The sequence below is a fragment of the Candidatus Nanohalobium constans genome (genome assembly GCF_009617975.1).
In the GTDB taxonomy this organism is placed as follows: domain Archaea; phylum Nanohalarchaeota; class Nanosalinia; order Nanosalinales; family Nanosalinaceae; genus Nanohalobium; species Nanohalobium constans.
In genome coordinates, this window is the sequence record NZ_CP040089.1 from 636708 (window position 1) to 662034 (window position 25327).

Here is a 25327-nt window from a genome sequence, read left to right on the forward strand (position 1 = left end):
ATTACTCTTCCTCTTCTTCGTCTTCTTGTTCTTGTTCGGCTTTTTCTTCTTCGTACATTTCGATCCATTCTTCTTTACCGAGTCCTGGCTGACGCATCGTCAGGTTAATCTTATTAGTATCTTTCTTACCAAGAGAAACTGCGATAATTCTTGTTGTAAGTGTGTCACCGACTTCCAATGCTCTGTCCTGATCTTCTGAGATAAGCATTTGAGCATCTTCGTCCAGGTTGACATATTCATCCATTACCTGTGAAACATGGCATAGACCGTCGAATGGCCCGATACGGATGAATGCTCCGAAATCTGTAATATCAACTACTTCACCAGTAACCACTTCATGCAGTTCTGGATCGTAGACAATTGCTTCGTATTCTACCTGGTAGTGAACCCCTGCGTCTTCAGGCTCGATATCGCCGCCTTCAACACTGTTCACATCCTCGACACCGATAACAACGCCGACATCCTCAACGATGTCACCTTCAACCTCTTCTCTAAGGCCATCTCTGACGCTGTCTGAAACATTTTCACCAAGATGCTGCGGTGGAACACGGACGGAATCCTGAATTGTTAATCTTTTGTACATACAGTTCCTCTACCTCTACAAGACAAAACTGAAATCGAAGACAAGCTTTAAATGGCATTCCCACTCAACAAGAGTTTCACAGTTACCAAAAATAAGATGAGAGTTTCGTGATAAACTGGCAATATGCCAAACTTTGCGGATTCTCTAAGAGAATTTTTCTTGGTGATAGCCAGCTCAGAGACAGAAATAAAAGAAAATAGCCTTCTGAAAAATCGTCTTGAAAAACTTGAGGAAATTTCGTCAGAACAGGAAATCGGATTTGATGCCTCTGAGGCACTTTTGAAATCTACTTTAGATGCAACATGTCTCAGCATTCTAAGCGGCAATATAGAGAAAAAGCCAACAGAATCAGAACTAACAATCGATGAAATCACAAATATTGGAGAAGAAAGCGACAGAAAAGAGGGATTAAACAGCGTAAGCCCCAGCAAGTCTAGGTCCTGGCTTTTCGAAAGCAGAGTTAGAGCGTGGTATGGAAATCATTTGAACCAAACTTTTCCTGACTTGACACAAGAGTGCAATCACGAAAGCGTCTGTGAATTTATAATCAAGGAAGAAGATAAGGAAACTCAACTTGTCGAATGCAAGAGATTCAATTCTATAGTGGATTTAGAAGATGAAGAAATCGAAAGAAAATTCGAGACTCATTACAGCAAGGCATCGGGAAAACAGTTTCCCAGTACTGAAAATCTAGAGGATATCAAAAAATGTGAAAGGCACCTCTTAATCGGAATCACAGACTACTCCTCTGAAAAGAGAAAAATCACCGGTAACGGAACAGAATACGAAGTCGAAGGATGTAAGGAAGAAGACATTGAGCAAGTCAAGAAAGTAATAAAGTCAAACTACGAAGATTTCGATGTAGATCAAATCACTCTAGTTTGGACCACACTCTACAAAGACAAGGGAAAAGTAAAAGGAATAGCAGAGAGAACTGAAACAATAATCTCAAGTCCTGATGTAATAGACTACGAGGGATGGAATCTATTTGGCCATAAGGACTTTACAGGTGATGCATCTTTCGGAAGACTACTGTGTCATCATCAAGCAAAAAGCGATAACTGGATGATTGACGGATTAGATGCAGATAATCAAGTACTTTTCAGCCAGCAACCTGCGGAAAAAACAGGAAAATCTCAAGACTAGAATCCGGGATCTTTCCTGTTCAGTACTTCTAGGTAGCTTTCATTTCGGATATGAATGACTTCAGCATTTACCTCCAGCAACCTTTCCTTCAATTCCCTGTCGTTGGTGGCGATTACATAGTCTCTGCTGATTTGTACTAGTAGGTCGTCTACTTCGCCTTGTCCTTCTGTTTCGAGTACTTCTATGTCTTTTTTCTCTATCAGTTTTTCGACTAGGTTGCCGTATTTTCCTTGTTCTATGCTTTGTGCTTCTTGGAGCGCATCATCAATAGTATAAATCTCAGAATTTGGGAAGATTCTTTCTATTTCTTGGAATATGTCGATTGAGTCGAGTTGGAATGGTGCTGTGAGGAAGTTGGTGTCGAGTATGATTTCGCGGCTCATAATTTTTGACTTGAGTTTAATCGTTAAATTGAGGGGTTGAAGAGTTTGTCAGCAGTTATTTCTGGTTCCTTTATCATGCCGCCTATTTCTTTCTCGAGTTTGTCAGCCCATTCTTGGTTTACTTTGCCGATGAGCATCTTGTCTTTGTCTTCTATGTTTTTCCAGTCGTTTCTTCCTGCTTTGTATATGTGGTGCCTTAGTGCTTCCCGGTTTCTGGCTACGAGGTAGAAGCTTCTGTCTACTGAACCGCCTAGTTCTATTAGTTCTTCGACTATTTCTTGGAAGTCTTCTCGATAGTTTTCGGATTGGCTGATTTTGTATGCTGCGACTAGTCTGAGATGGTAGTCGAAAGCTTTGTTTTTGTATGCTGTTCCTGTTGCTTCTTCTCTGTATAGTGCTCCGCCTTCTTCGGCTCTGTCGTAGAACGGTGTGTGGAGCCCTAGGATTTTTGGAAAGCCGCTTTTCTGTCCTGCTTTGAATCCGTTGTATGCTCTTGCTGCGTGAAACAGTTCATGTTTGGTCAGCATCCTGGCTTCTTCCTCGGAATACATCCTTTGACTATCTTCGCCTTTTGACACTACAACTGTTTCTTTTTCAGGGATGTTGAAACAGCCTGAAACTTCTCTAAGCTCTACTTGGTAGTCCATTCCCAGTCTTTCTACTTCTGCTTCGAACATGTCTCTGAGTTCTTCAGGAGAAATATTTTCCTCCAGTTCTTCTTTTTCCAGTTCCTGAAGTTTCTGTAGCGAGTCTTGAACAGTTTCTTCACCGACCATTGACCAGATCTCTTCCGAATATCTTCTCCAAGAGCCTTCATCTTCTATATTGGCAGCTAATTTGGTGTAGAGTTTGAGTTCCTGGAATATTTCCTGGAAGAAGTTCTGCATTTCCTGTGAAGTAAGCTTCTTTGCACCATATTTCTCCAGATTATCTTCTTCAATTAGTTTTACAGCTTCTATGCATTGTTCAATAAGTTCAAGAAGTTTTTCTTCATCGTAGGATGTTTTGCTGTATTCAAAGTTTGGTTTGAAGTTTTCTTCTTTTTCTCTGGCTTTTTTGAATCGTTTTCTTTCCTGTTTTTTGTTTTGTATGTTGATGTTGGAGATCCATGAAGCCTGTTCCAGCAGTTTTTCTGCGGCTGTTGAGAGTTCCTGTATGATCTTATCTTGATCAAATTTTAGGACTTCTTGCTTTTGGTCGATTTCCTCAGGCTGCATAAGTTAACCAGTCTTTTCAGAAGAATTAAAGAGTATTGAAGTAAGAGTTATGATTTCATGAGCGAGCAAAATATTGCTTTCCTGTGGGATGCAGAAGTTGAATGGAATAGAGAAAAACCATTTGAAGGAGAAAGAAGCAAGGACTTCGAAAAATACACTGAGATAGCCCATGATGAAGGCTTGAAAGTCTACTTCGCTAAATACAAGTGGTATAGCAACGGAAAACTGGATAAAGCCTGGTGCTGGAACGGGGAGAACTGGGAGAAGGTTCGAGATGTGGGTCTCGATGGGGTTTATGATAAATACAAATTTGACAACGAAACTAAAGATTTGAAGCAGGAGATTTTTGAAGAGCTACCTGTTGCCAATAACCCTGAGTTAGAGGAGATCTGTAAAGATAAGTTGAAGACTTATGAGCTTTTCTCGGATTATGTTCCTGAGACTCGGACCGCAACTAGGGAGAATTCTGAGGAAATGCTTGAAGACGGGAAAATCGTGTTTAAGCCTCGTTACGGTTTTGCCGGGAAAGGAGTAGAAGTTTTAGAGGATACCAGCGAGTTTAATGAACCAGAGGATCCGAAGTTGCATATTATTCAGCGTTTTGTTCCTACTGATGGCGCGCCGATGTTCGGTGTGGAGGGTCCTCATGATTTGAGGACGATTGTTATTGATGGTGAGATTCAGAACGGTAACTATATCCGAGTTCCTGAGGATGGCTTAATCAGCAATATTTCTCGTGGTGGAAATCAGAAGTATGTGGACAGAGATGAACTGCCTGAAAGCGTAGTAGAGATAATTGAAGAGATTAAGGAGGAGTTTGAAGAGTTCCAGCCCGGTATTTTCTCGGTTGACTTCATGTTTGACGATGAGGAGACTCCTGTTATTGTGGAGTTGAATTCTAAACCAGGGACTTACTACCATCACCCTGTTAAGAAGAAGGAGAAGGAGTTGCCGAAAATCCGCAATATTTTGAAGATGCTTCGAAAGAGGATTGAACAAGATGAATAAGACCGTCGCATTCCTGTGGTGGGAAGGAGAAGTACAATGGGAAAACGCAGACCAACCCTTCTCCAAAGACTGGAAAAGCCAGGACTACGCAGAGTACATGGAGATGCTGGCAGAGAAAGATATCAGAGTAGTCTGCGGAGACTACACATGGTACAGAGATGAGAGCATGCAAAAGGCCTGGCATTGGAACGGCGAAGAATGGAGAAAAGTAGAAAAAGTTGAGTTAGACGGCGTTTATGATCTCTTCCGACATGATAAAGGGAAGTACGAGTTGAAGAAAGAGATGAAAGAGGATGTCGGTATTTTGAATGATCCTGAGGTTGCTGAGCTGTGTCAAGACAAGTTGAAGACATTCGAAAGGTTTGAGGAGTACATACCTGAAACCAGGAAGGCTAGTGAGAAAAATGTAGAGGAGATGATCGAAAAGTATGGTAAGGTTATCGTTAAGCCTCGTTACGGGTCTTCTGGAGAGGGTATTAGTGTTGTGGAGGATGTTTCTGAGTTTGAGGTGCCTGAGGACTGGGATGAAATGATAGTTCAGAAAATTATGGAGAATTTAGGTACAGACGAGCTGGGTGTGGAGGGTCCTCATGACTTGCGTGTGATAGTTGTGAACGATGAGGTTATTGGCAGTTACCTTAGAATCCCTGAAGAGGGAGAGTTGCTCAGTAATGTGGCTCAGGGCGGATCGAAAAAGTATGTTGATTTGGATGATGTTCCTAAGGAAGCTTTGAGTATAGTTGAGGAAGTAGCCAGTGAATTAGACGATTATAGACCGGTAATCTATACTGTGGATGTCATGTTTTCTGACGGAGAACCTATGATCGTGGAGCTCAACTCTCAGCCTGGTATTTATTATCACGGTCCTGGCAGGAAAGAGAGTCGAGAGAAGCCTTGGATGAAAAAAGTAGTTGAAGCCATAGGAGAATTAGCTGAGAGTAGTTAATGTGCTTGTTTTTCCATTGCTCTTTCGTGCATTCTTTCTACCATTCTGAGGATTACATCCTCTCCTATAAGCTGGTTCATTTCTTCGCTTATTCCGAATGAGCCGTTTACCTCAAGTACATATGGTTCTTCTTCTCCGATTATATCTGCTCCGCAGATGTCGAATCCCATGGATGCTGAGGCTGCGAAAGCTACTTGCTTCATTTCATCTGTTATGTTGGCTTTGACTCTGTCGCCTCCTCCGGATATGTTTGAACGCCATTCGTCCCCACTGCTGCTTCTGGAGTATCCTGTTATGTAGTCGCCGATCTTGGTGACTCTGGTATCTTTTCCTCCGTGTTCTTTGAATTCCTGGAGGCATATCTCCTGTTCAAAGGACTTCATTGTATCCATTACAGGTTTTAACTCGTTTTCTGATGTTGCTCTCATCACTCCTTCTCCTCCTGCACCTCTGACTGTTTTCATGATTACAGGATAGCCTAGTTCTCTGGCAGATTCTACTGCTACTTCTGGGGAAAGCGTGTATATACTGTCAGGAACATTTACTCCGTTTTCAGCTAGTATCTTCATACTGTAGAACTTGTTTGATTCGTATGCGTATGTGTCGTTCTCTGCCTGGGTGACGACTCCTGATTCGTTTAGTACCTCTACTAGGTGTTCTGAGAACATCATGTCGTTGTCGGCTGTTCTTATGTATACTGCGTCGAACTCTGTGAGATCTGTGTCTTTGTAAAGTACTTTTTCCTCTTCTTCTCCATGCACGAATTTTATTCCTTCTATGGGTGCTGCGAGGACAGAGTCGAATATTTCTTCTGCTCTCTCCATCAGTAACTGGTGTTTTGTGGAGATTTCTCCATAGATAATTCCTAATTTCATTTTTGTTCACCTTTGAGAACCTGGGAGACATTCTGATGTACATCCTGCCCTGCCTTTCTCTCATACATCTGGAGATCCGGTTGAGGGTTCATGTCGACCACTTCTTGTCCTCTAAGCTTTACCTCTATGATATCAGCACCTAAGGCATTTGCTGCACCTTGAACTATCTCTTTCTTGTCGTTCGAAATGTTAGAGTATTTCAGTTTATCTTTTGAGAACTTCCAGTCTTCTGTATTATCTTTAAGCGATATTACCTTATCTCCTAGAACCAGACAGTAGTATTTGTCGCCTGAACTGTATTCTTGGAAGAGGATAAATTCTTCTCCATATTCTACTCCCTCTGTAAATCCTTGTATGGATTCTACTGTGTCAAGTTTCTTTGATTCTACTTCTTCTAGTTCTTCGAATCTTCTTGCTGTTACTGGGCCTTTGATGTGTCTTTCTATTCCTCTTGCAGCTTTTTCTGAGGCTATCGAAACTGTCTTCGGGCATTCAATGTTTTTCTGTGTTAGTACATGGTATAGGTAGTTTTTCTTTGCTGCTGTGAAGAATGATGTTGAGGATATGTTGACTGGTATTCCTTTTTCTTCTATCATTTCTAGAAGTACTCTGCCGAATACAGCGTTTTTACTTGGTATCTCGGCGTAGACTGCGTCGTATTTGTCTACTGTTTCTCCGTCTACTTTGACATCCGGCACTTGATCTATTACTTGAGGGGCTAACTGGTCAAGTGACTTTGTCTGGACTTGTTCGAAGAAGTTTTCGAAATCTTCTTCTGTTTCCGAGTCACTGATTCTTAGAAGATCCACTTGTATCCTCCCTGTTTACGCCCCATTCTCTTGAAAATTCGTCTTTCTCTCTGCTCCACTTCTCAATGTAACCCCTAACTGATACCGGCATCACATCTGTCAGCACTCTGCCTTGCCTCATGATTTTTCTAAGCCTGTTTTCCAGTGTCTTAGACAGATCTTCGTACTCTTCTTTTTCACTGTAGATAAGATCGTTCTTCAGTCTCCAGTGCGCATTGGTGCCTTCTCGTGCTAACACGATGTAGCCATCCTCACCGCTCATTAATTCTTTCATCCTGTTGCCTGCGACATAGTAGACTCCGTTCTCAGATCCTCTCCGAGTATCAATGTTCAATACCTCTCCCGATTCAACAGCTACAGACAAAGTATAGTCATCTTCAGCATCCATGAACAGCCCTGATTTATCCAGTTTTGAGATAATTAAGGCTCCATCATTGAACCAGGATTTGAACTCAGTTCCTAGATCTGAAACTTTATCAGCTTCTATAAAGGCGGTCTTAATCTCTCCTTCAGACGCATCCTCAACCAGTTTCTGAACATCCTCGGGTTCTTCACCTTCTAGCTTATCTATTATATCATCCCTGCTGTAGTAGTTTTCAAATATTTCAAGAGCTAGTTGGGCAGTGGCTGCTGTGTTTTCATCTTCAGAAGACTTAAAGTAAGAGTTTATCTCTTGAAGAGTCTCCAAGTCATTCTTGGACTTCTTAAACTTGATCCCAGAATCCAAGACCTTTCTGTTAGGCGTAAGAGACGTATAACCATCTTTGGTTTCAAGAGTCGTGCCAAACAAAGATACTTCCCTTATCTCACCAGTCTCATCATCAAGCTTTACTTCTTCACCCGGTCTGATAACCCGAGAATTCTTAAGATACAAACCTGCGCCGAGATTCTGGAACAAGTCTTTCAAGGAGTAGAAAACCAGTCCTGCCGCCAACAAAGCAAATGCCCATACAAACGCGTTAAGCAACTGATTTACCAATGCTATATTCAACTGCAGCTGGTAAAGCAGTATCTGCACCAGCACAAGATACAGAAAACCCTTGATCCCTGTAGAAAGAACATTAAATGATGCTGAAGAAATACCTGCCTCTCTGACATACTTCTTTAACCCCAATGTTTGGAAAAAGTCCTTGAAAACATTCTCAGCTATGTTTATCGTTATCACGCCAAGGAAACCTATTAAAATAGCTGACAATACATTCGGAGCATTCTGAACAAGAGTTTGTTGCAGTTGGGAGCTTATGCCCACATTCAGGTATGCCAATGCAACTACAACTACTATAGCATCTAGAGTATTAGAAACAAGTTTAATTCTATCCTCATGCTGACGCAGCTCTTTTACAGTAGCTTTTTCTGTAGTATACTTTCTAACTGCTTTCAAACCCAGTTTAATGCTGAGATGTCCTAATGCTAAGATTAGGAGTGCGCCCAGTATACGCAACATAGGTCCTGAAGCAAAGTTGGACAGAGTTTCGGATAGAATTGCCATCAATATTAACCAGTAACTGATTCCTTGTTTAAAAACTCTGCGTTTTTTATTCTGTCGAGTTTATCCGTCCGTGACCGATTAGCCGCCATCGACTGCCCACCTGTCGCGAAATCGCTACTCGGTCATTCTCCTCTACGGATACCGGCATTTTAAGGTCGAGGCGTACATGCTTACCTGCCTGAGTTACAACCCCTGCAGTCTTCGTTGTACCGATGTTAAGCATCAGTGGCTCGTGCTCTTTGATATTCTCAATCTCTTCATCGTTCTCAGCACCAACCAAACGCTCCATCAACTCGACCTCAACCTCAACAGTATCTGTAACATCCGGAAGCTCTCCTTTAAGCCCTAAGACATTTCCTGCAAGACCATCAGACTTAACCATTGACGGATCAAGATCTGTTTCAATTCCTAACAGTCCTCCAGGCCTTCCTGTTTCCACAGGAGAGTTACCCTGGATGATACTCTGGATTTCAGTAGTGACTGTTTCGAATTTTTCCCCGTCTTTCCGGATTCCCGGCTTGAGTTCAACTTCGTCACCAGGCTCTAGTTCTCCCTTGACCAAGCTTCCTCCAATCACTCCTCCATTCAGTTCTTCTGGGAATGTTCCTGGCTTGTTAGTATCGAAAGAACGAGCTACAAGCATCTTAGGATCTGACTCAAGATCTCTTTCAGGGGTAGGTATCTCAGTATCAACTGCCTCTAGAAGCGCATCAATGTTGACTTCGTGCTGGGCGCTGATCGGAATAATCGGTGCGTCTTCAGCTACCGTGCCCTCAACGAACTCTTTGATCTGTTCATAGTTTTCCTTGGCTTCCTCTTCGGAAACCAGGTCAATCTTGTTCTGCGCTATTACGATATTGTCGATTCCAGCGATGTCCAGTGCGGCCAGGTGCTCACGGGTCTGAGGCTGTGGCACTTCTTCGTCAGCAGCTACTAGAAGGACTGCACCATCCATAATGGCTGCTCCGGAGAGTACATTTGCCATCAGTGTTTCGTGGCCTGGGGCATCGACAAGAGAAACAGTTCTCTCTTCTTCCCCGTTTCCTTCGACATTTAGTTCGCCGTCATCGTTGTAGTATGTGATGTCAGCGTAACCGATTCGGATTGTGATTCCTCTCTCCAATTCCTCACTGTGCTGATCCGTCCATTCTCCGGAAAGTGCTTGTGTCAGTGTGGTCTTTCCGTGGTCTACATGCCCTACTAGGCCGATGTTTACTTCTGGAATCTGATCTGTCACTCGAAAATCACCCAGTGATTTTCTGTGAGTCCAGAAATTCTTTGAATTTCGTTCATAATTTATTCTTCTTCGTCTTCGCTTAGAAGTTCTTCGACTGATTTGCTTCCTTCTTCGACGACTGTTGTATTTAATTGTTGGATTTCGTCTGAAATTCTTTTTCCTCTAACACTTTTTCTTCTTCGGACCCCATCTTCATCTTCGTTGATTCCTTGTCCTTCTCCTATCATTACTCTTTTTCTTTCGCTTCCTTCAATGCTTTCTCTCATTGGGATTCCGGATTTGTCGCTTCCGCCAGTGATCTTCAGTGTGTATCCTGATAGACCGATTATTCCGCCTTCGAATTCGTCTCCTACTTCTTTTCCGACTAACTGGCTTGTTTCTTCTGATTCCGTCTGAAATGTTTCGCCGTCTTGTGTTCCGATTGTAATTTGCATAATTTAATCTACCTCAGTTTCCCGAGCATGAAACAAATCGGAGACAACCTTTTTGAATCAAATGAGGATGTGTTGCAGGTATGAATTTTTATTCGAGAACTGAGAACCGGTTAAGTGTATGAGGCTTAGAGTGGTTTCTCAGATAATCGGAAGGTTCATGCTGGTTTTTGCCCCGATACTTGCCTCACCCGTGCTGATAGGACTCTACTACTCAGAGCCTAGTCACATACTAGCTCCTTTTATCTACGCATCGATCGCCTGTTTAATCGCTGGTTTTATCTTGAAACACGGAGGAAAGAGCAGCGACCCTTCTGTAAAGGAAGCTCTTATAGCCACAGTACTAGGATGGAGCATAGCCACCTTTCTAGGAGGCGTACCGCTTCTATCAGAGATGAGTTTCATCAACGCAGTATTTGAATCAGCAGCAGGACTGACAACCACAGGGATATCAATGTTTCTAACACCCGAGGAACTACCTAACTCAATACTTTTCTGGAGATCATTGATGCAGTGGGTTGGCGGACTTGGAATTCTAACCTTCTTCATAGCAGTTATAAGAGAAAGCGGAGGCATCTCCCGCAGACTCTTCTCCGCTGAGACACATAAGACAGATCCAGGCAGCATAAGACCTTCACTTAGAAAGTCTATAATCGAACTCTGGCGCGTATACGGATTCATCACCTCAGTAATCATAGGAACATTCGTCGCCCTAGGGATGACGCCTTTCAACGCTATCACTCACGGTTTCTCCACTTTATCTACAGGAGGCTTCTCAACGACCAGCCAAAGCCTTGGAGGTTTCTCGCCGGAGATCCAGGCTGCCACAATCCCATTCATGTTTATAGGTGGAGTTAACTTTGTCTTACTTTACAGGTTCCTGCGTGGAGAGGCTAGTGCATTGAAGAACTCCGAATTAAAGATGTATATGCAGATCTTTATCGCCATGACAGGAGTCTTCTTCCTCGGATATATGGGAAGTAGCAGCGCTCTTCTCGACTCAGCCTTCCAGTCCGCAGCCATTATTTCTTCCACAGGATTTGGGACTGCCTCACTCCTCACGCTTTCAACAGCAATTCAAGTTGTGATAATTGCTGCAATGTTTGCTGGAGGATCTGTTGGCTCAACTGCGGGAGGAATCAAAGTTTTCAGATTGAAAGCATTGATAGAACTTGTTAAAACCCGTATCCGAGCTTACAGCCTTCCGGAAACTGCTGTTAACGAGGTTAAGATTGATGAAGAAATAATGGATAGGTCGACCATCAGAACCATCTCAGTGCTGTTCTTTGTCTGGGTTGTGGTCGTTTTCGCTGGCACTGTCTCTGTTCTAGCTCTTGATGGCGTTACCTTCGAGGCAGCCCTGTCTGGGGCGGTTTCCTCAGCAGGAAACATGGGACCGGTGTTTATGGAGGGCGGACAGATGGTAGAGCTGAGCTGGATGAGCAAAAGTATCTGGATCCTGTTGATGTTGGCGGGTCGTCTGGAGATGCTTCCGCTTCTGGCAATATTTAATAGGAGCTTTCTCCCAGATTCAAAGTAATGTACATTGTAATCACCGGAATCAACACACTTTCCAGAAGACTGGTTGACAGACTGGAAGGCAGACACGATGTGGTAGTAATAGAAGAGGACGAAGACAAATGTGAGAGACTGTACTCTTCAAGCGGGGCAACAGTCATTAACAAAGCACCGTCAACACTTTCAGCACTGGAAGACGCTGGAATAACACAAGCCGATGTACTGATCTCAACACAGAAAGACGACAACGAAAACATGGTAGTATGCTCACTCGGGAAAAAATACGGTGTGCCAAAAGTAGTCTCACGGATGGAAGACGACGAATACTTCGAAGCATTCCAGATAATCGACGCACAAGCCATCGGACACACAGACCTACTTCTCTCAGAATTCCTATCAGCAGTAGAACACCCCTACCTCGTGAAACTGGCTAACCTTTCAGGCGACAGAGAAGTATTGAAAGCATCAATCAAAGACGACTCCTCTCTCCGTGGAAAAACAATCAAACAGATGAAACACCGAAAGAAATTCCCAAACGAATTCCTCGTCACTTCAATAATAAAAGAAGAAGACACCATGAATGCCGAACCAGAAACTGAGATAGAGGAAGAAGACTCAATAATACTTATAGGACCTCAAGACGAGAAAGAAAAACTGGACAAGTTCTTCCAGAATCAATGATTTAAGATTTTATAAGCCGTTTAGAATGTGAGCTTGCATAGGGAAAAAATAGGCAGGTTCCTTGAGGAGTCTGAATACCTTAAGGAGAACGCGAAGAATAGCGGCTGCATAGAAAAAGAGGAATTTAACGAAAATTCTAGGCGGGTGTATGAGGCACTGGAAGATATTCATGACTCCTATCAAGAACTTGGTATTGACGAGCTCGATGAAGAAAGAACTAAATTCGCTTACTGGGCGTATGAGAAAGCCTTTGAGTTGTTAAGTGAGGCAGAATCAGAGGCGAATGAAGAGGAAGAATTCAAAATGCCCTGGAACCAATAATCAATTGAAGTAAAAATGACAGCCATAGTCTGGATCAGAAGAAGCCTCAGAGAACACGACAACACAGCCCTAGTAGAAGCCTCTAAAGAACACGAAAAAGTAATACCCTTCTACTGCGTAGACGAAAACTACTTTGAAAACTCGACTCTAGGCCACCCAAGAGTTAAGTTCTGGCACGACAGCCTGAAAGAACTCAGAGATAATCTAGGCGATGAAAAGGGAAAAGAGCTCATAGTTCGAAAAGGCAAACCCGTCGAAGAACTACAGAAACTAATAAAAGAAACTGATGCGGACGCAGTCTACCATAACAGAGACTATACCCCGTACAGCAGGGAAAGAGACCAGAAAGTTCAAGAAGAACTGGAGATACCTGTTGAGACATTCAAGGACATCGTCATGTTCGAGAAAGAGGAAATACTGACTAACTCAGGAACCCCCTACAAAGTCTACACATACTACAGCAAAAAATGGTTCAAAAACGAAAAGAAGAGACCGCAGGAAGTTAAAGAATACAAGACACCAGAACTAGAATCTGATGAAATCCCCTCGCTGAAAGAATTAGGATACGAAAAACCTGAAGACATGGAAGTCTGGGAAGGCGGAAGAGAAAACGGCCTGGAACGAATAGAAGACTTCAAAGATAAGATCTGGAACTACGACGAAAATAGAGACTATGCATGGAAAGATGCGACCAGCAAACTTTCCCCTCACCTAAAGTTCGGAACAGTCTCAATCAGAGAGGTATTCTGGGAAGCAGAGAGAATCAAAGCCAGAAACCCAAACGACGATACCTCCGGAATCAAGACCTGGCAAGAGGAGCTGGCCTGGCGAGACTTCTACATACAGGTACTCTGGAACTGGCCAGAAACCACAGAAAAACCATTCCTAGAACAGTACGAGGAAATAGAGTGGCGTTCAAAAGAGGAAGCTGAGGAAGATTGGGAAGCATGGATAAACGGAGAAACCGGAGTACCGTTTGTCGACGCAGGCATGAGACAGTTGAAAAAGACCGGGTGGATGCACAACCGACTAAGGATGGTAGTAACATCATTTGCATGTAAAGACCTCTGGCTGGACTGGAAAGACGTACACGAATACTTCAACAAGATGTTTATCGATGCGGAGATCGCCTCAATGGTCGGAGGAATCCAGTGGGCCTACAGTATAGGAACAGATGCACAGCCGTACTTCAGAGTCTTCAACCCATTCACTCAGGGAGAAGACTACGACCCGGACGGAAAATACATCAGAAAATGGGTTCCAGAACTCGAAGATGTTCCCGACGAACATATCCACAAGCCGCATGAGATGAATCAAATCGAACAGGAAAACTGCGGAGTAAAAATAGGAGAAGACTACCCTGAACCTATTATCGACCATGATGAGGAGAGGAAGAAGGCTGTTGAGAGGTTTGAAGATAAAAAAGATTAGGATTTTACCCCATTTCTGTGAGTCGAGAATTTCTTTGGGGTGCGTCCATGTCTCCACACCAGGTTGAGGGACATAATGAAAATAACTGGACAGAATGGGAGAAGAATAATGCTGAGAAGTTAGCAAAAGAGGCAGAATCCAGTTTTGGATCGTTAAAAATTTGGGATAAAATAAGTGAGAAAGCTACTTCTCCCCAAAATTACATGTCAGGCGAAGCTATCAACCATAAGAACCGGTACAAGGAAGATATACAGCTTGCACAAGATATGGGTCTTAATGCTTTCCGTTTTGGAATTGAATGGTCTAGAGTAGAACCAAAAGAAGGAGAATTTTCAGAGGAAGCAATAAGCTACTATCGGGATTATATCTCCGAAGTCAGAGAAAATGGAATGGAGCCAATAGTCACTCTATGGCATTTCACGAATCCTAAATGGTTTTCTGAAAAAGGAGGATGGACCAACCCAGAAAACAAAGATTATTTTCTCAGATATGTTGAAAAAGTAATAGACGAATTTGGAGACAAAGTTACATACTGGATAACCTTAAACGAACCCTTAGGATTTATCTTTAATGCGTATATAATGGGTAATTGGGCTCCAGGGAGAAAAGCACCCTACTCCGCATTTAAATGCCTTAGAAATTTCCTATCAGTGCATAAAAAGACCTACGCTGAGATAAAAAGAAATCACCCTGATTCAATGGTTGCAACAGCTAACAATATGACGAATTTCAACGCAGTAAATGACTTAATACCAAATAAGGTGATTGCGAAGGCATTAAGACGCATAGAAAGAGGTTACCTAATTGAGAAAACAATAGAGGAGCAGGACTTCATCGGAGTAAATCATTATTTTAAACATGATATTGACTTGTTAGGTCGAACATCAGAAGAAATAAAATCAGATCTTGGCTGGAGTCAGTCACCACAAAGCCTTGTCAGAGTAGTTGAGGAAATGTCAAAATGGGACAAACCTATACTCATAACAGAACACGGTATAGCAGACAGTAATGATGAGAAAAGAAAATCATATCTTCAGGAGTCTCTCTCAGAACTGGAAAATGCTGAAAACACAGAGATTCTAGGGTACCTCCACTGGAGCCTGCTAGATAATTTTGAATGGGATAAAGGATTTTGGCCTAGATTCGGCTTAATAGAAATAGATTATGAAAACAATCTGGAAAGAAATATTAGAGATAGTGGCAAGCTCTACTCTCAAATTATAAAAAAACTCAATTAGATTAGATTTTCTTTTTTACCCTATACCATGTCTTATTTCTCCCTAATAGAAACTCAACAAAGGATTTTATCGTTATCAAGCTGAATATAGGGAAGATAAAGGGAGAAACAGGCCAAGATTTGATTCTTCCAATCCGGTTCTCAGATAGAGAATTATTCACGAGACCAGATATAGCAATCAGATAAATTATTAATACAGGGAGGATGTAGATTGAACTTACTCCCATAAAGACCAGCAACAAGAACTTAGATACAAGGAGAAGCATAAAAAAACTTCCAAAGATACTAAATACTCCCAGCAATACAGATAAAAAACTTCTACTACTCCAATTTCTCCTTAAAATACCTATATTTTTGCTGAGGACTTGGAAATACCCCAACATCCATCTTTTTCTCTGACACCACCAATCATCAAAACAGACAGGAGAAGCTTCCCTTGAACCCAATTTAAGAAAAGTTGACACATTCAAATCATTCCTATAAGTTCTGAAAGCATAATCTATATCCTCAGTAAGTAATTCCTCATCAAACTTCCCTAATTTATTCAATTTTTCTCTCTTGAAAATTGTTGATTTCGTTAGTACAAGCCTGAACCCAGTAATATATCTAGTTAGCTGGCGAGGTAGCTTAAAGAACAAATCCTGATAGTATGTCAAACCTCCAAAAAAATCCTGAGATTCAGGCATATTTCTCCCTTGCACCACATCACTAGAATTATTGAGTTCTACTACTGCAGAAGAAATAAACTCTTCATCAACCACCTGATCAGCGTCAAAGAAACCAACATAATCAGACTCAGTATTCTCAACAGCATAATTCAACGCACCCGCCTTACTTCCCGGATAACCATTAACCATGTACTCGAATCCATCAAACCTTTCCTGCAACCCTTCAGCTATATTCAAACCTTCCTCATCATCTTCCTCCAAAACACCAACAACCTTCAAATCTTCATAATCCGATCCTAGTAAGGACTCAACACTTCTATGCAGAACATCAGCATCCTGATAACTCGGAACAACACACACAACAGAACCCCCTGCATCACCATAGTCAACATCACTCCAAGAAAAAAGCCTATACCCAAAAATCAAGGCTGAGAAAAAGAAAAAAGCAGCAAAACCCAGACTGGAAGAAACAGCATCCAAAAAAGCAAACTCAACAACCACAAAAAACAAATCCAGAGTAAAACTTTGCACCTGAACACCCTGAAAAACACCAAACAACAACAGCACAACAACTACAAAAGCAAAAACACCACGCTCCAACCACTTAGACAACAAACCCACAACAAAACAAACAGAAACAAAAAAGTAAAAAACCTCAGCAAAACCCCTCCCGAAACCCAAAAAACTAGTCCAAAAACAGCCTCAACAACCAAAAACAAAACATAACACCCAAAAAAACACTTCTCCCACCACAAACATCAAATTTACTTAAAACCCGATAGCCAATACAATAAACAGTGATTACTATCAGATCACCTCTGAAAAAAACACTTCTACTACTCACACTAACAACCCTAACAATCAGCCTAGGAACAGCACTTCAGTGGGACCAACCCGATGAAAACGCCCACATAAACGATGAATTTGAACTAACAGTAACTGGCAATGATGGGCTAGATGACGTAGAGTTGTATTATGATGAAGGCGACGGCTGGGAGTCAGCAGACTCTATGAGTGAGTCTTCCACGAAAGGAACATATACTAAGACCGGCGTTGATTCTGATATAGGAAGCTATGAAGGTTTAGAGCTTAAGGCTAATACCTCAGGAGAAGATTCCACAGACGATAGAACAGTTACTTTAGATGTTGGAGAGCCCCAAGTTGAGTACAATGGAGACGGCGAGTTTGTCCAAAAGGATCCTACAGTCACTTTCGAGGTTTCTGATGAGTACAGTGAAGTAACTGGAGCTGAGATCAGCGTTGATTCTAACGACGGGGATGTCTCTGTCGATGGAGATGATGAAAAAGACCCTAACTGCGACGTAGACGATACTTGTGATGTTGAATTTGATATTGATACTGAAGACTTAGAAGAAGGAGATGAGATTGAAGTAACTGTAACTGCTGATGATGAAGCAGGTAATATAGAGAAGCAGGATGAGACTTTCACTCTTGATTCTGAATGGGATGGTGATTCTAGTGCTAGTGTTGAGTGGGTTGAGTCTGAGAGTAGTGTTTTGACTGGTTTTGAGGATGAGGATCAGGATTTGGATATTTCTTTCCAGCCGGATACTGTTTCCGACACTACTGTTATTTGCGAGGTTGATGGTGATGAGGTAGACAATGCAAATATCGATGCTTCTGATGAGGATGAGACTGCTAGTTGTGAGTTTGATAGTGATGATTATGCTGGCAGTAGTTTTGAGTTGACTGTTGAGGCTGAGGATGAGGCTGGTAACAGTGAGACGTTGGTTGATGAGAAGCGTATGGTTTGGGATACTGATGCTCCTAGTGTGGATCGTTTGGAGCAGCCTCAAGGTGTTTCTACTTTTAACAGTGGTTTTGATTTGAGTGTTTTGGTTAATGATGATGCTTCGGGTATTGAGTCCTTGGAGTATTACTTTGATGCTGGTACCGAGTTAGGTGAGGGCAGCCAGGTTGATCTGGAGGATTCCGAGTCTACTGTTATTGATCATGATTTCAAGGTGGAGCCCGGTGACTTGAGCAGAGGGAGTCATACGGTTTATGTCCGTGCTGAAGACGGTACCGGATTAACCGATGTCTCAAGCTTTGATTTCGAGTATTATCCTAACAGGAATCCGGAGATTAACCTGGGTGCTCCTGACCGTTTTGAAGTGACTTCAGGGGAGTCGAAGACCTTTGATTTAAGTATTGAAAACGGCGCTCCTTTCTTCTTGAACAGCGTTGAAGTTACTTCCAGCAGTGCTGCCTGGGACGGGACTAGAACAGTTACAGGGCTTGAGGAAGGTGACAGCGTTAAGAGAAGTATTACTGTCGATGCTTCCAGCCTTGACGTCGGTGTTTACGATTTGAAGATTCAGACTGCTAACTATGATGCCTCAAAAACTGTTGAAGTTGTTGTAAGGGCGACCGAGGATCAGAAGCAGAGTATCGAGTCAAGTCTTCAGGACTGGAAGAGCAAGAGAGATGTTTTGAACGAGAATATTTCCAAAATTGGAAATCTTGAAGCCAGCGATGAGGATATCAGTCAGTTTACTGAGACGGTTTCAAAGGCTGAGAAGGCTGCTGAGAAAGGTAATTACTACGAGGTAAAGTCTCATCTCTCAAGTATTGATTCAAGCTTTGAGCAGGCGTCTCAAACTTTCTCCGAGAAAAAGGATACGTTCCAGAAGAAGCAGAGGAATCAGATGTACTTGATCGGATTCTTCTTACTGGTTTTGATAGGTGGCGGTGGAGTCGCAGCCTATCTTTACAGCGGTGAGGAAGATGTTTCCGAGCTGATTCCGGAGGATTGGGACGTAGAGCTACCTGAAGAGATGCCTGAGATCGGTGTAAGAGAGAAGGTTGAGGAGCTTGTAGGCGAGGCTGAGGAAGAAGTTGAGGAAGAGACAGGTTACAGCTTCAAGTAAGGAGCTAGATTATTCTCTCGGCTTCTCCAAATTCTTCTTTCATTATTCCTTTGTCTCTTACTGTGGTGATTATGTTTCTTAGTTCTTCTACATAGCTTTCATCTTTCGCTACTTTGTCTGCGATATCGTTGAGCAGTATACCGGTTTGCGGGTCTTCTTTCAGGTCCTCTACTATCCTCTGATTGGCTCTCTTCTGGTTCAGGTATTGGGAGACCGCCGGCTGAGTAACTTCCAGTTGATCCGCTATCTCGTACTGGTTTAGGCCGTATTCGTCCTGGAGTCTTGAAGCTACTACGCTTCTGACCGCAGGAAGTAATTCTTCAGTTACTACTTCAGATTCGAATTTCACAGTAAATGATAACGCCGTGATATTGTTAAATCAAACCATGGTGAAAGAAGAATAAGTTGAGAGAAAAACAGAGGAGAAAGAAAATGTTAGTGGTCTGCCTGGTTGACTTCCCGTGATAGTTTTTCTATATCTGCGCTGAGTGCTTCTAGTTTGCGGCTGACTCGTTCTTTTTCTTTGATGATGTTTTCCACTTTTTCGTATTTCCTTGCTGCTGTGTCGAGATGGTGTTTTTCGACATATGCTGCGTCGGTTTCCATCATGTTGTCGATGATTTCCTGTGCGATCTCTCCTAGAAGAAGGTTGAGACCGTAGTATACGTTTGATCGGACGTACTGTCCTTCTCCGGCTTTGTCTCTGATCATTCTTTTGATTCTAGCATGTGTGAACGGAAGGTCTTCTACTTCAGTATCGTTTGGGACTTCTACCATGTTATCACAGGCAAAAATTCGGGTTAGAAGCTTTTAATGCTTTGCAGAACCCGGGAAATGTTGAGTTAGTTTACCGATAGATATAAACCCGCTGGTAAGTGAAAATTGGTTATGGTTGATTGGCAGGCCGTGAATCTGGGATTGGATATCATCGTGAAAATAGTTTTTCTAGCAGTTTTCGTGGCTTCTCTGTACATGCTTAAGAGGATGGATGACCTGGTTCAGAAGGCTGAAGAGTCTGCCGAGTCTATCGAGGATACCGCTGAGAATATTGGTAGGATGATTGAGTTTGCCCGTAAGCTTCCTTTCACAGGTAAAAAAGGTGATGAGAGTTGAACGAGTTTGTTGAGGCGGCTAAAGATTCTTCCAGTTCTGAGGATTCTGAGGATCGTTATAACAAGGTGAAGAAGGAAGAGGCCGGGACCGAGGATACTGATCCTGCGAAGCAGCGTTATAACGAGATTAAGGAGAAGGCTAAGAGAGAGTATAAGAAGCAGGAGGAAAGGCGTAAGGAGCGGCAGGAAAAGAAGGAGCAAGAAGAGGAGGAAACTGAGGAAGATCCTGGTTTCGTAACCTATTAAAACCGGTTTTTACTTAATCTTTGTACATGGAGCTTGACAAAATACCTGATATTGCTAAATATTTGTCCGCAGTTTTTCTTTTTGCCTGGATTGGTCGGAGCACAGTCTGGAACTTTCTGCCCGTGTTCTTCGAGAATAATGTTGAGTCTGTTTTTCTTGTAGGTATTTTGACCTCCATAGGTTCGGCAATACCTATACTTTTGGATATCCCGGTCGGCAACCTGGTTCAGAGAGCAGGTGAGAAAATAGTTATCTTAATCGGTTTGTTAACAGCCATTTTTCCCCCAATCTTCTACTACACTGCTTTTACACCTTTGCTTTTTGCTGGAAAACTGGTCGAAGGAGCTGCAAAGTCCTTGATCTGGAATGGAAGCTGGAGCTTGACTTTGAAGAGTTCAAGCGAGGAGAACAGCTCTGAATCAATTTCCGTATTTCTTTTAGGGATTAACATGGCGATAGTTATCGGTCCTGTGATTGGCGGGTTCCTGATACAGGGATACGGATTCGGGATTCCAATGGCTTTGTGGGTTCTCTCATCCTCATTAGCGGTTTTAGTTTACTACTTCTATATCGGGGCGGAGACTGAGAAAGGTTTGAAAAGCTCTACCGAGGATTTGCTGCACCGCAACACATACCTCAACGACTTCCATCACTTGAAGGAGAACTGGGTTAATTTGAGGCAGGAACTTTCACTCATATTTCTTTACTCCATTATCTTCTCGTTTTACTGGCTTGCTGTTCCGCTTTTACTAGATCAGATGAACGCTGATTTCACTACAATGGGTTTAATCTTTGGATTTGCAGCCCTGTCTAAAATATTCCAGTTTATCTTCGGCGACATAGCAGACAAGATCGGAAAACACCGTACAGTACGACTGTTGACAGTTTTACTGATACCTACTCTCTTCGCCATGTCACTGGTAGAAAGCCTGGTTTTGACCGGTGCATTGTTCTTCTTAGCCCGGGTATTCACATCAGGAATGTCTCCCGCCATCCACGGAATCTTCGATGAGGAAGTACCTAACGAGATAGAAGGAGAGATGACAGGTTTCAACGAACTAGCCAAACACATCGGGCAGACCATCGGACCGTTCTTCGCAGGAACAGTAGCATCAATCTGGAGCCTGAACGGTTCTTTCATCGCTGCATCCGGTGTAGCAGGGCTGATACTGCTTGCTTCCCTAATTGATTTTTGAGATCTCTGGAAACTCGAAGTTTCCGGCCTCTCTGGAGACTGCTGTCGCCTTCAAACCATCTACGCCGTATTCTCTTAGAACCGGGCATAGGAATTCGCTGCGAGGCATATTGTTGACTTCAGAACCATTAGAGATCTTTGAGTAAGCTGGCAAGACAATGAGGCTCAAATCCTCTTCGAGTTCTCCGTACAGAACACAGGATACTTTCTCCTTCACTCCTACGTCATCAGTTAATGCTAGTGCAGGGTGTTCATGACCCATGACGACCGTATCATACTCCTCATCAAAATTTCCGAGCTTCATGTGTCCGTGTGTAAACAGGATATCGTTTTCGACAAAGTAGTCTTTTAGTTCCAAGCCGTGTTTTTCAGCTGTGTTATCGAGTATCGTATCATGATTTCCTTTGATCAGGATGACTTCTTCGAAAGTTTCTTGCAGGAATTCTAGGAATTCATCGAGTTCCTGTTTTTCTGTGTAACTGGTTGAGTACTGGTTTTTCAGGTCGCCGTTGACAAGTATCCGTGACGCCTGTGTCTCGTCCTGAAGTTCCTGGATCTCTTCCTTGATGTCATCGAGTTGGAATTTAGGCACATAACTTCCTTTCGAGGTCATACTTCCTTCCAAGCCTAGGTGTAGGTCAGCTATAACCAGTAAGTCCATCTCTTCATGGAAAATCGCTGGCTTGCCTTCTACCGTTTTGAATCCCTGGAACTTCATCTCAAAACATTGTTCTGCCTAAAATGTTTTCTACCTGTTCAACCTTTGCCATACATTGAAGAATGATTCGAAGAATTCGTCCTCTGTGTTGACCTGTACAAAATCTGCTTTGTTCTCAGCTGCTTTCTCCTGTATCTCACCGATGTGATTCTGAAGCTTGCTCTGATACTTTGACTTTACTTTCCCTGTCAAGTATGTCCTAAGAGTTGAGCTTGACTCAGGATCTTCTAGAATTTTGTCGCCCTTCATGTCCGGATCCATTTCCTCCCCGGAAAGTGTTTGAACTAGGACAACCTCTGAGCCAGCCAAACTCTGCAATGCATCCTCAATTTTCTCGATGTCGACCAGGAAATCGGAAAGAATCACTACGATAGACTTGTTTTTGATTCTTGAGCTGTACTGTGTCAAGCATTCTCCTACCTGGCTTTCCGGAGTTTTACGCAGAGAGTTCATTGTATCTACCAGCTGACCGAGATTGGCGTTCCTGCGGGCGGCAGTCAAGTCAGTAAGTGTCTCTGAGAACACAGAGTACCTGAACCGGTCATTAGTTTTGTTAGCCATGTAAGCCAGACCTAACCCGATTTTAGCGGCGTACTCATACTTGTTTACACTGCCGTAGTCCATGGAACTGCTTCTATCCACCACTATATGAAGAGTAACATTTTTCTCCTCCTGAAACCTCTTGACAAAAAGTTCCTTGGTCCTGGCATACGCTTTCCAATCTATTTTCCGAATATCATCGCCAGGAACATATTTTTTGTGGTCTTTGAAGATCATTCCCTGACCGGAAAAATCTGATTTCTGCTCCCCTTGATTCACTTCGACAGAATTCTTATCCAGAGCACGCTGAAACCTGTCCAGCTCATCCAGGAAGTCTATCTCTATCACTCAGATTTCACCTTTTGAAGGCTGATAGGGAAAACTTGTCTTCGTCATTGTTGTTCGATTATTTGATCTATAATTTTGTCCTCATTCATCCCCTGCTTCTCTGCCTGGAAACTTAATCCAATCCTGTGGCGTAGGACTGGTTTAGCTACTTCCTTAATATCTTTCTCTGAGACATGATTTCTTCCTTCGATCAATGCACGAGCCTTCGATGCCAGTACGATGTTCATCGAGGCTCTTGGAGAAGCACCATAATCCAGTTCCTCCTTTTCACGAGTGGCAGAGGCGATGTTTACGGCTTTTTCCCTGAGATCATTCGCTATAGGAACTTTTCTAGTGAACTCTTGCAAACGGATCAGAGAAGAGCGACTGATAACATTCTCAAGCTCTGGCTCAAAGTCCAGCTCAGAGGTAAACCGGTCTACGATTTTGTTCTCTTCCTCGAGGCTTGGATAATCTAGTTCAACCTTCATCATGAAACGGTCTCTCTGTGCTTCCGGCAATGGATATGTTCCTTCCTGTTCAATCGGGTTCTGCGTAGCCATAAGGAAGAACGGGTCATCCAGGCTGTAAGAATTGTTGCCTACAGTTACCTGCTTCTCCTGCATCGCCTCAAGTAATGCGGACTGCGTTTTAGGAGTAGCACGGTTAATCTCATCCGCTAAAATCATGTTAGCGAAAATAGGTCCTTTTTGGAATACGAAGTCAGTTGTATCTGCCGATTCATCGACTATATGCGTACCTGTGATATCGGACGGCATCAGATCCGGCGTATTCTGTATACGGGAGAACTCCAGACCTAAAACTTTTGATATAGTGCTTATCATCTTTGTCTTACCCATTCCCGGGTTTGACTCGAGAAGTATGTTCCCATCGCAAAGTATGGATATCAGGACCTGCTCTATAACATCTTCCTGACCGACCATTACCTTTCCTACTTCTTCCTTGACCTGCGCAAGGCGTTCATTCGCTTTATCGTACTTGCCGGATTCATCCATACTGCTTACTTTCATAGAAAATTACTAGACCACGATAGAATTTAAATTCTATACTACAACGCTGCAACTAAACTTTAACCCGAGTCCCTGATAGCCAGGCTATACCTTCTCGCCAACTCAACATCCTCCGGCATACTAGGATCAGAAGACCGGAAAACAAAATCCTCAGAAGCCCCGGAACCACCAGAACCGTCAGAACCTCCACTAGCATCGCCAGTAACATTTATCTCAAGATCAGTAGCAGAGCCCTGAATATCCTTAGCCTCACCATAAATCTCAGACCCATTCTTCAACTGCTCAGGCTCAGGATTAAGTATATCCTCAGGCTGCAACTGAGAGAAAACCTCCCTACTCTCCTGCACAGGCTGAAAATCAGTTAAACCAGACAAAGCAGTCAAAAAACTCAAAACACCTATCAAAACAATCTTCTTAATAATCTCGGCCCCCGGAATAATACTCTCAGAAGTAACACTCCTCGCCCTCTGCATCAAATCATCAAACATCGCCTGAGAAACAACATTCTGACTATCCAAATTATCCCGCGCAGTCCTCAAAATCTCACGGAGCTGAGGATTCTCCTCCTCATAAATCTCCAACCTATACTTCCGAGAACGATAAACCCAATCAGCCAAGAGAAAGATGAAAGCTGAGGCTGCTAAGATCCGGTAATGTAGAAAATCACTGACAAGAGTAATATTCAAAATAAACAGGACAAGGTTTACAGCTAGAAAGGCTGTTAACGAGTCCAGGAAAGCCTGGATAAGATTGACCTTGATAAATTCTCTTCGAAGCCGCTTAAGCAGTTTCTCAACCCTCATTGCTTGTTCCTACCTCATGACCCCATCGATTACAGTTATGCTCTGCTCCAGAACCTCCAGAGCTCTCCGCACATACAACACTCATAGAAGAGTTAATATCATTTAGAGTATCCTCTAAATCCCTGCTTTCCCGAGCATTCTCAACCTCACTCTCCAACTCAGAAATCCTATCATTTTTCTCATCAACAGTATCACTCAAGTTCTGTTTCTCAGCCCTCAACTCACCTAAATCTCCCTCATACTCACGAAGCTTAACAGACATGTTGGAAACACGGGCATCCAACCGAGTTACTTCAGTATCCAAACTGTTTCTCTCTTCCTTGAGTTCGCTGATCCTGTTCTGTTTATCGCTGATTTGATCCTGAGATAAAACTGCAACACCCGCCAAAAGCGAAAGAGCAGCTACGGTAGAGATCAGGAGCAGCGGGTTCAGCCGTCGTTTCAAAAGTGGTTGAGCCATTACTAAACAAAAAATTGTATTGCC

Annotated in this window: 28 protein-coding genes; 12 read left to right on the top strand and 16 right to left on the bottom strand. The window is 42.8% G+C overall.

Annotation, left to right across the window (positions count from 1 at the left end):
• Position 1: 1 nt before the first annotated feature.
• Positions 2 to 583 (bottom strand): DNA-directed RNA polymerase, encoded by a 582-nt coding sequence (locus LC1Nh_RS03945; RefSeq protein WP_153550405.1) that lies wholly within the window; start codon positions 581 to 583, stop codon positions 2 to 4.
• A 123-nt stretch (positions 584 to 706) separates the two neighbouring features.
• On the opposite strand from LC1Nh_RS03945, the gene LC1Nh_RS03950 reads away from it, so the two are divergent.
• Positions 707 to 1729 (top strand): hypothetical protein, encoded by a 1023-nt coding sequence (locus LC1Nh_RS03950; RefSeq protein WP_153550406.1) that lies wholly within the window; start codon positions 707 to 709, stop codon positions 1727 to 1729.
• Here LC1Nh_RS03950 and LC1Nh_RS03955 read toward each other — a convergent pair.
• A complete protein-coding gene (locus LC1Nh_RS03955) occupies positions 1726 to 2112 on the bottom strand; it encodes a type II toxin-antitoxin system VapC family toxin (RefSeq protein WP_153550407.1) in 387 nt (128 codons plus the stop codon). The two genes, LC1Nh_RS03950 and LC1Nh_RS03955, sit on opposite strands and share 4 nt — an antisense overlap.
• Before the next feature lie 23 nt (positions 2113 to 2135).
• Positions 2136 to 3329 carry a tyrosine/phenylalanine carboxypeptidase domain-containing protein gene (locus LC1Nh_RS03960; protein WP_153550408.1) on the bottom strand — a complete coding sequence of 398 codons (1194 nt, stop codon included), beginning with the start codon at positions 3327 to 3329 and terminating at the stop codon, positions 2136 to 2138.
• Positions 3330 to 3386: 57 nt separating this feature from the next.
• Between LC1Nh_RS03960 and LC1Nh_RS03965 the strand changes: the two genes are divergently transcribed.
• A complete protein-coding gene (locus LC1Nh_RS03965; RefSeq protein WP_153550409.1) occupies positions 3387 to 4337 on the top strand; it encodes an ATP-grasp domain-containing protein in 951 nt (316 codons plus the stop codon).
• Positions 4330 to 5283, top strand: coding sequence for an ATP-grasp domain-containing protein (locus LC1Nh_RS03970; RefSeq protein WP_153550410.1), 954 nt, complete (start codon positions 4330 to 4332; stop codon positions 5281 to 5283). Before LC1Nh_RS03965 ends, LC1Nh_RS03970 begins: the two co-directional genes overlap by 8 nt.
• Here LC1Nh_RS03970 and LC1Nh_RS03975 read toward each other — a convergent pair.
• Genes LC1Nh_RS03975 through LC1Nh_RS03995 form a run of 5 tightly spaced genes read right to left on the bottom strand, consistent with a single transcriptional unit; the run spans position 5280 to position 10127 of the window.
• The gene (locus tag LC1Nh_RS03975; protein WP_153550411.1) at positions 5280 to 6158 is read right to left on the bottom strand and encodes an ATP-grasp domain-containing protein; all 879 of its coding nucleotides are present in this window, start codon (positions 6156 to 6158) and stop codon (positions 5280 to 5282) included. The genes LC1Nh_RS03970 and LC1Nh_RS03975 overlap by 4 nt on opposite strands.
• On the bottom strand, positions 6155 to 6967 hold the full coding sequence (locus LC1Nh_RS03980) for an ATP-grasp domain-containing protein (RefSeq protein ID WP_153550412.1): 813 nt from the start codon (positions 6965 to 6967) through the stop codon (positions 6155 to 6157). The genes LC1Nh_RS03975 and LC1Nh_RS03980 overlap by 4 nt, the downstream gene beginning before the upstream one ends.
• Positions 6945 to 8456, bottom strand: a complete 1512-nt coding sequence (locus LC1Nh_RS03985; RefSeq protein ID WP_153550413.1) for a mechanosensitive ion channel domain-containing protein — start codon at positions 8454 to 8456, stop codon at positions 6945 to 6947. Before LC1Nh_RS03985 ends, LC1Nh_RS03980 begins: the two co-directional genes overlap by 23 nt.
• 46 nt (positions 8457 to 8502) lie before the next feature.
• A complete protein-coding gene (locus LC1Nh_RS03990; RefSeq protein ID WP_153550414.1) occupies positions 8503 to 9693 on the bottom strand; it encodes a translation initiation factor IF-2 subunit gamma in 1191 nt (396 codons plus the stop codon).
• 59 nt (positions 9694 to 9752) lie between these two features.
• Positions 9753 to 10127: a 30S ribosomal protein S6e gene (locus tag LC1Nh_RS03995; RefSeq protein ID WP_256727614.1), complete on the bottom strand. Its 375-nt coding sequence runs from the start codon at positions 10125 to 10127 to the stop codon at positions 9753 to 9755.
• Between the two features lie 118 nt (positions 10128 to 10245).
• Between LC1Nh_RS03995 and LC1Nh_RS04000 the strand changes: the two genes are divergently transcribed.
• From LC1Nh_RS04000 to LC1Nh_RS04020, 5 genes are read left to right on the top strand one after another with little or no spacing between them, the layout of a single operon-like run.
• The gene (locus LC1Nh_RS04000) at positions 10246 to 11664 is read left to right on the top strand and encodes a TrkH family potassium uptake protein (protein ID WP_153550416.1); all 1419 of its coding nucleotides are present in this window, start codon (positions 10246 to 10248) and stop codon (positions 11662 to 11664) included.
• Positions 11664 to 12323 (top strand): potassium channel family protein, encoded by a 660-nt coding sequence (locus tag LC1Nh_RS04005; protein WP_153550417.1) that lies wholly within the window; start codon positions 11664 to 11666, stop codon positions 12321 to 12323. Before LC1Nh_RS04000 ends, LC1Nh_RS04005 begins: the two co-directional genes overlap by 1 nt.
• 27 nt (positions 12324 to 12350) lie before the next feature.
• Positions 12351 to 12644 carry a hypothetical protein gene (locus LC1Nh_RS04010; RefSeq protein WP_153550418.1) on the top strand — a complete coding sequence of 98 codons (294 nt, stop codon included), beginning with the start codon at positions 12351 to 12353 and terminating at the stop codon, positions 12642 to 12644.
• Positions 12645 to 12659: 15 nt separating this feature from the next.
• Entirely contained in the window at positions 12660 to 14075 is a 1416-nt protein-coding gene (locus LC1Nh_RS04015; protein ID WP_153550419.1) for a cryptochrome/photolyase family protein, read from the top strand.
• A 17-nt stretch (positions 14076 to 14092) separates the two neighbouring features.
• Positions 14093 to 15313, top strand: a complete 1221-nt coding sequence (locus LC1Nh_RS04020; RefSeq protein WP_256727615.1) for a glycoside hydrolase family 1 protein — start codon at positions 14093 to 14095, stop codon at positions 15311 to 15313.
• A gap of 1 nt (position 15314) precedes the next feature.
• Here LC1Nh_RS04020 and LC1Nh_RS04025 read toward each other — a convergent pair whose 3' ends face one another.
• Positions 15315 to 16601 carry a glycosyltransferase family 2 protein gene (locus tag LC1Nh_RS04025; RefSeq protein WP_217907012.1) on the bottom strand — a complete coding sequence of 429 codons (1287 nt, stop codon included), beginning with the start codon at positions 16599 to 16601 and terminating at the stop codon, positions 15315 to 15317.
• 176 nt (positions 16602 to 16777) lie between these two features.
• Here LC1Nh_RS04025 and LC1Nh_RS04030 point away from each other — a divergent pair, with 176 nt between their 5' ends.
• Positions 16778 to 18871, top strand: coding sequence for a COG1470 family protein (locus LC1Nh_RS04030; RefSeq protein ID WP_153550422.1), 2094 nt, complete (start codon positions 16778 to 16780; stop codon positions 18869 to 18871).
• A gap of 4 nt (positions 18872 to 18875) precedes the next feature.
• On the opposite strand, the gene LC1Nh_RS04035 is transcribed toward LC1Nh_RS04030, so the two are convergent.
• Both LC1Nh_RS04035 and LC1Nh_RS04040 read right to left on the bottom strand, forming a co-directional pair.
• On the bottom strand, positions 18876 to 19220 hold the full coding sequence (locus tag LC1Nh_RS04035) for a transcriptional regulator (RefSeq protein ID WP_153550423.1): 345 nt from the start codon (positions 19218 to 19220) through the stop codon (positions 18876 to 18878).
• A gap of 86 nt (positions 19221 to 19306) precedes the next feature.
• Positions 19307 to 19648 (bottom strand): hypothetical protein, encoded by a 342-nt coding sequence (locus LC1Nh_RS04040; protein WP_153550424.1) that lies wholly within the window; start codon positions 19646 to 19648, stop codon positions 19307 to 19309.
• Positions 19649 to 19759: 111 nt separating this feature from the next.
• On the opposite strand from LC1Nh_RS04040, the gene LC1Nh_RS04045 reads away from it, so the two are divergent.
• From LC1Nh_RS04045 to LC1Nh_RS04055, 3 genes are read left to right on the top strand one after another with little or no spacing between them, the layout of a single operon-like run.
• Positions 19760 to 19984, top strand: coding sequence for a hypothetical protein (locus tag LC1Nh_RS04045; RefSeq protein WP_153550425.1), 225 nt, complete (start codon positions 19760 to 19762; stop codon positions 19982 to 19984).
• Positions 19981 to 20229 carry a hypothetical protein gene (locus LC1Nh_RS04050; RefSeq protein ID WP_153550426.1) on the top strand — a complete coding sequence of 83 codons (249 nt, stop codon included), beginning with the start codon at positions 19981 to 19983 and terminating at the stop codon, positions 20227 to 20229. The genes LC1Nh_RS04045 and LC1Nh_RS04050 overlap by 4 nt, the downstream gene beginning before the upstream one ends.
• 26 nt (positions 20230 to 20255) lie before the next feature.
• A complete protein-coding gene (locus LC1Nh_RS04055; RefSeq protein WP_153550427.1) occupies positions 20256 to 21425 on the top strand; it encodes an MFS transporter in 1170 nt (389 codons plus the stop codon).
• On the opposite strand, the gene LC1Nh_RS04060 is transcribed toward LC1Nh_RS04055, so the two are convergent.
• From LC1Nh_RS04060 to LC1Nh_RS04080, 5 genes are read right to left on the bottom strand one after another with little or no spacing between them, the layout of a single operon-like run.
• Entirely contained in the window at positions 21411 to 22142 is a 732-nt protein-coding gene (locus LC1Nh_RS04060; protein ID WP_153550428.1) for a metallophosphoesterase, read from the bottom strand. The two genes, LC1Nh_RS04055 and LC1Nh_RS04060, sit on opposite strands and share 15 nt — an antisense overlap.
• Positions 22143 to 22172: 30 nt before the next feature.
• Complete coding sequence (locus LC1Nh_RS04065) at positions 22173 to 23030, bottom strand: DUF58 domain-containing protein (RefSeq protein ID WP_153550429.1); 858 nt, start codon at positions 23028 to 23030, stop codon at positions 22173 to 22175.
• A gap of 44 nt (positions 23031 to 23074) precedes the next feature.
• On the bottom strand, positions 23075 to 24040 hold the full coding sequence (locus LC1Nh_RS04070; RefSeq protein ID WP_153550430.1) for an AAA family ATPase: 966 nt from the start codon (positions 24038 to 24040) through the stop codon (positions 23075 to 23077).
• A 59-nt stretch (positions 24041 to 24099) separates the two neighbouring features.
• Positions 24100 to 24843: a DUF7502 family protein gene (locus LC1Nh_RS04075; RefSeq protein ID WP_153550431.1), complete on the bottom strand. Its 744-nt coding sequence runs from the start codon at positions 24841 to 24843 to the stop codon at positions 24100 to 24102.
• Positions 24833 to 25303 carry a coiled-coil domain-containing protein gene (locus LC1Nh_RS04080; protein WP_153550432.1) on the bottom strand — a complete coding sequence of 157 codons (471 nt, stop codon included), beginning with the start codon at positions 25301 to 25303 and terminating at the stop codon, positions 24833 to 24835. Before LC1Nh_RS04080 ends, LC1Nh_RS04075 begins: the two co-directional genes overlap by 11 nt.
• Between the last annotated feature and the right edge of the window lie 24 nt (positions 25304 to 25327).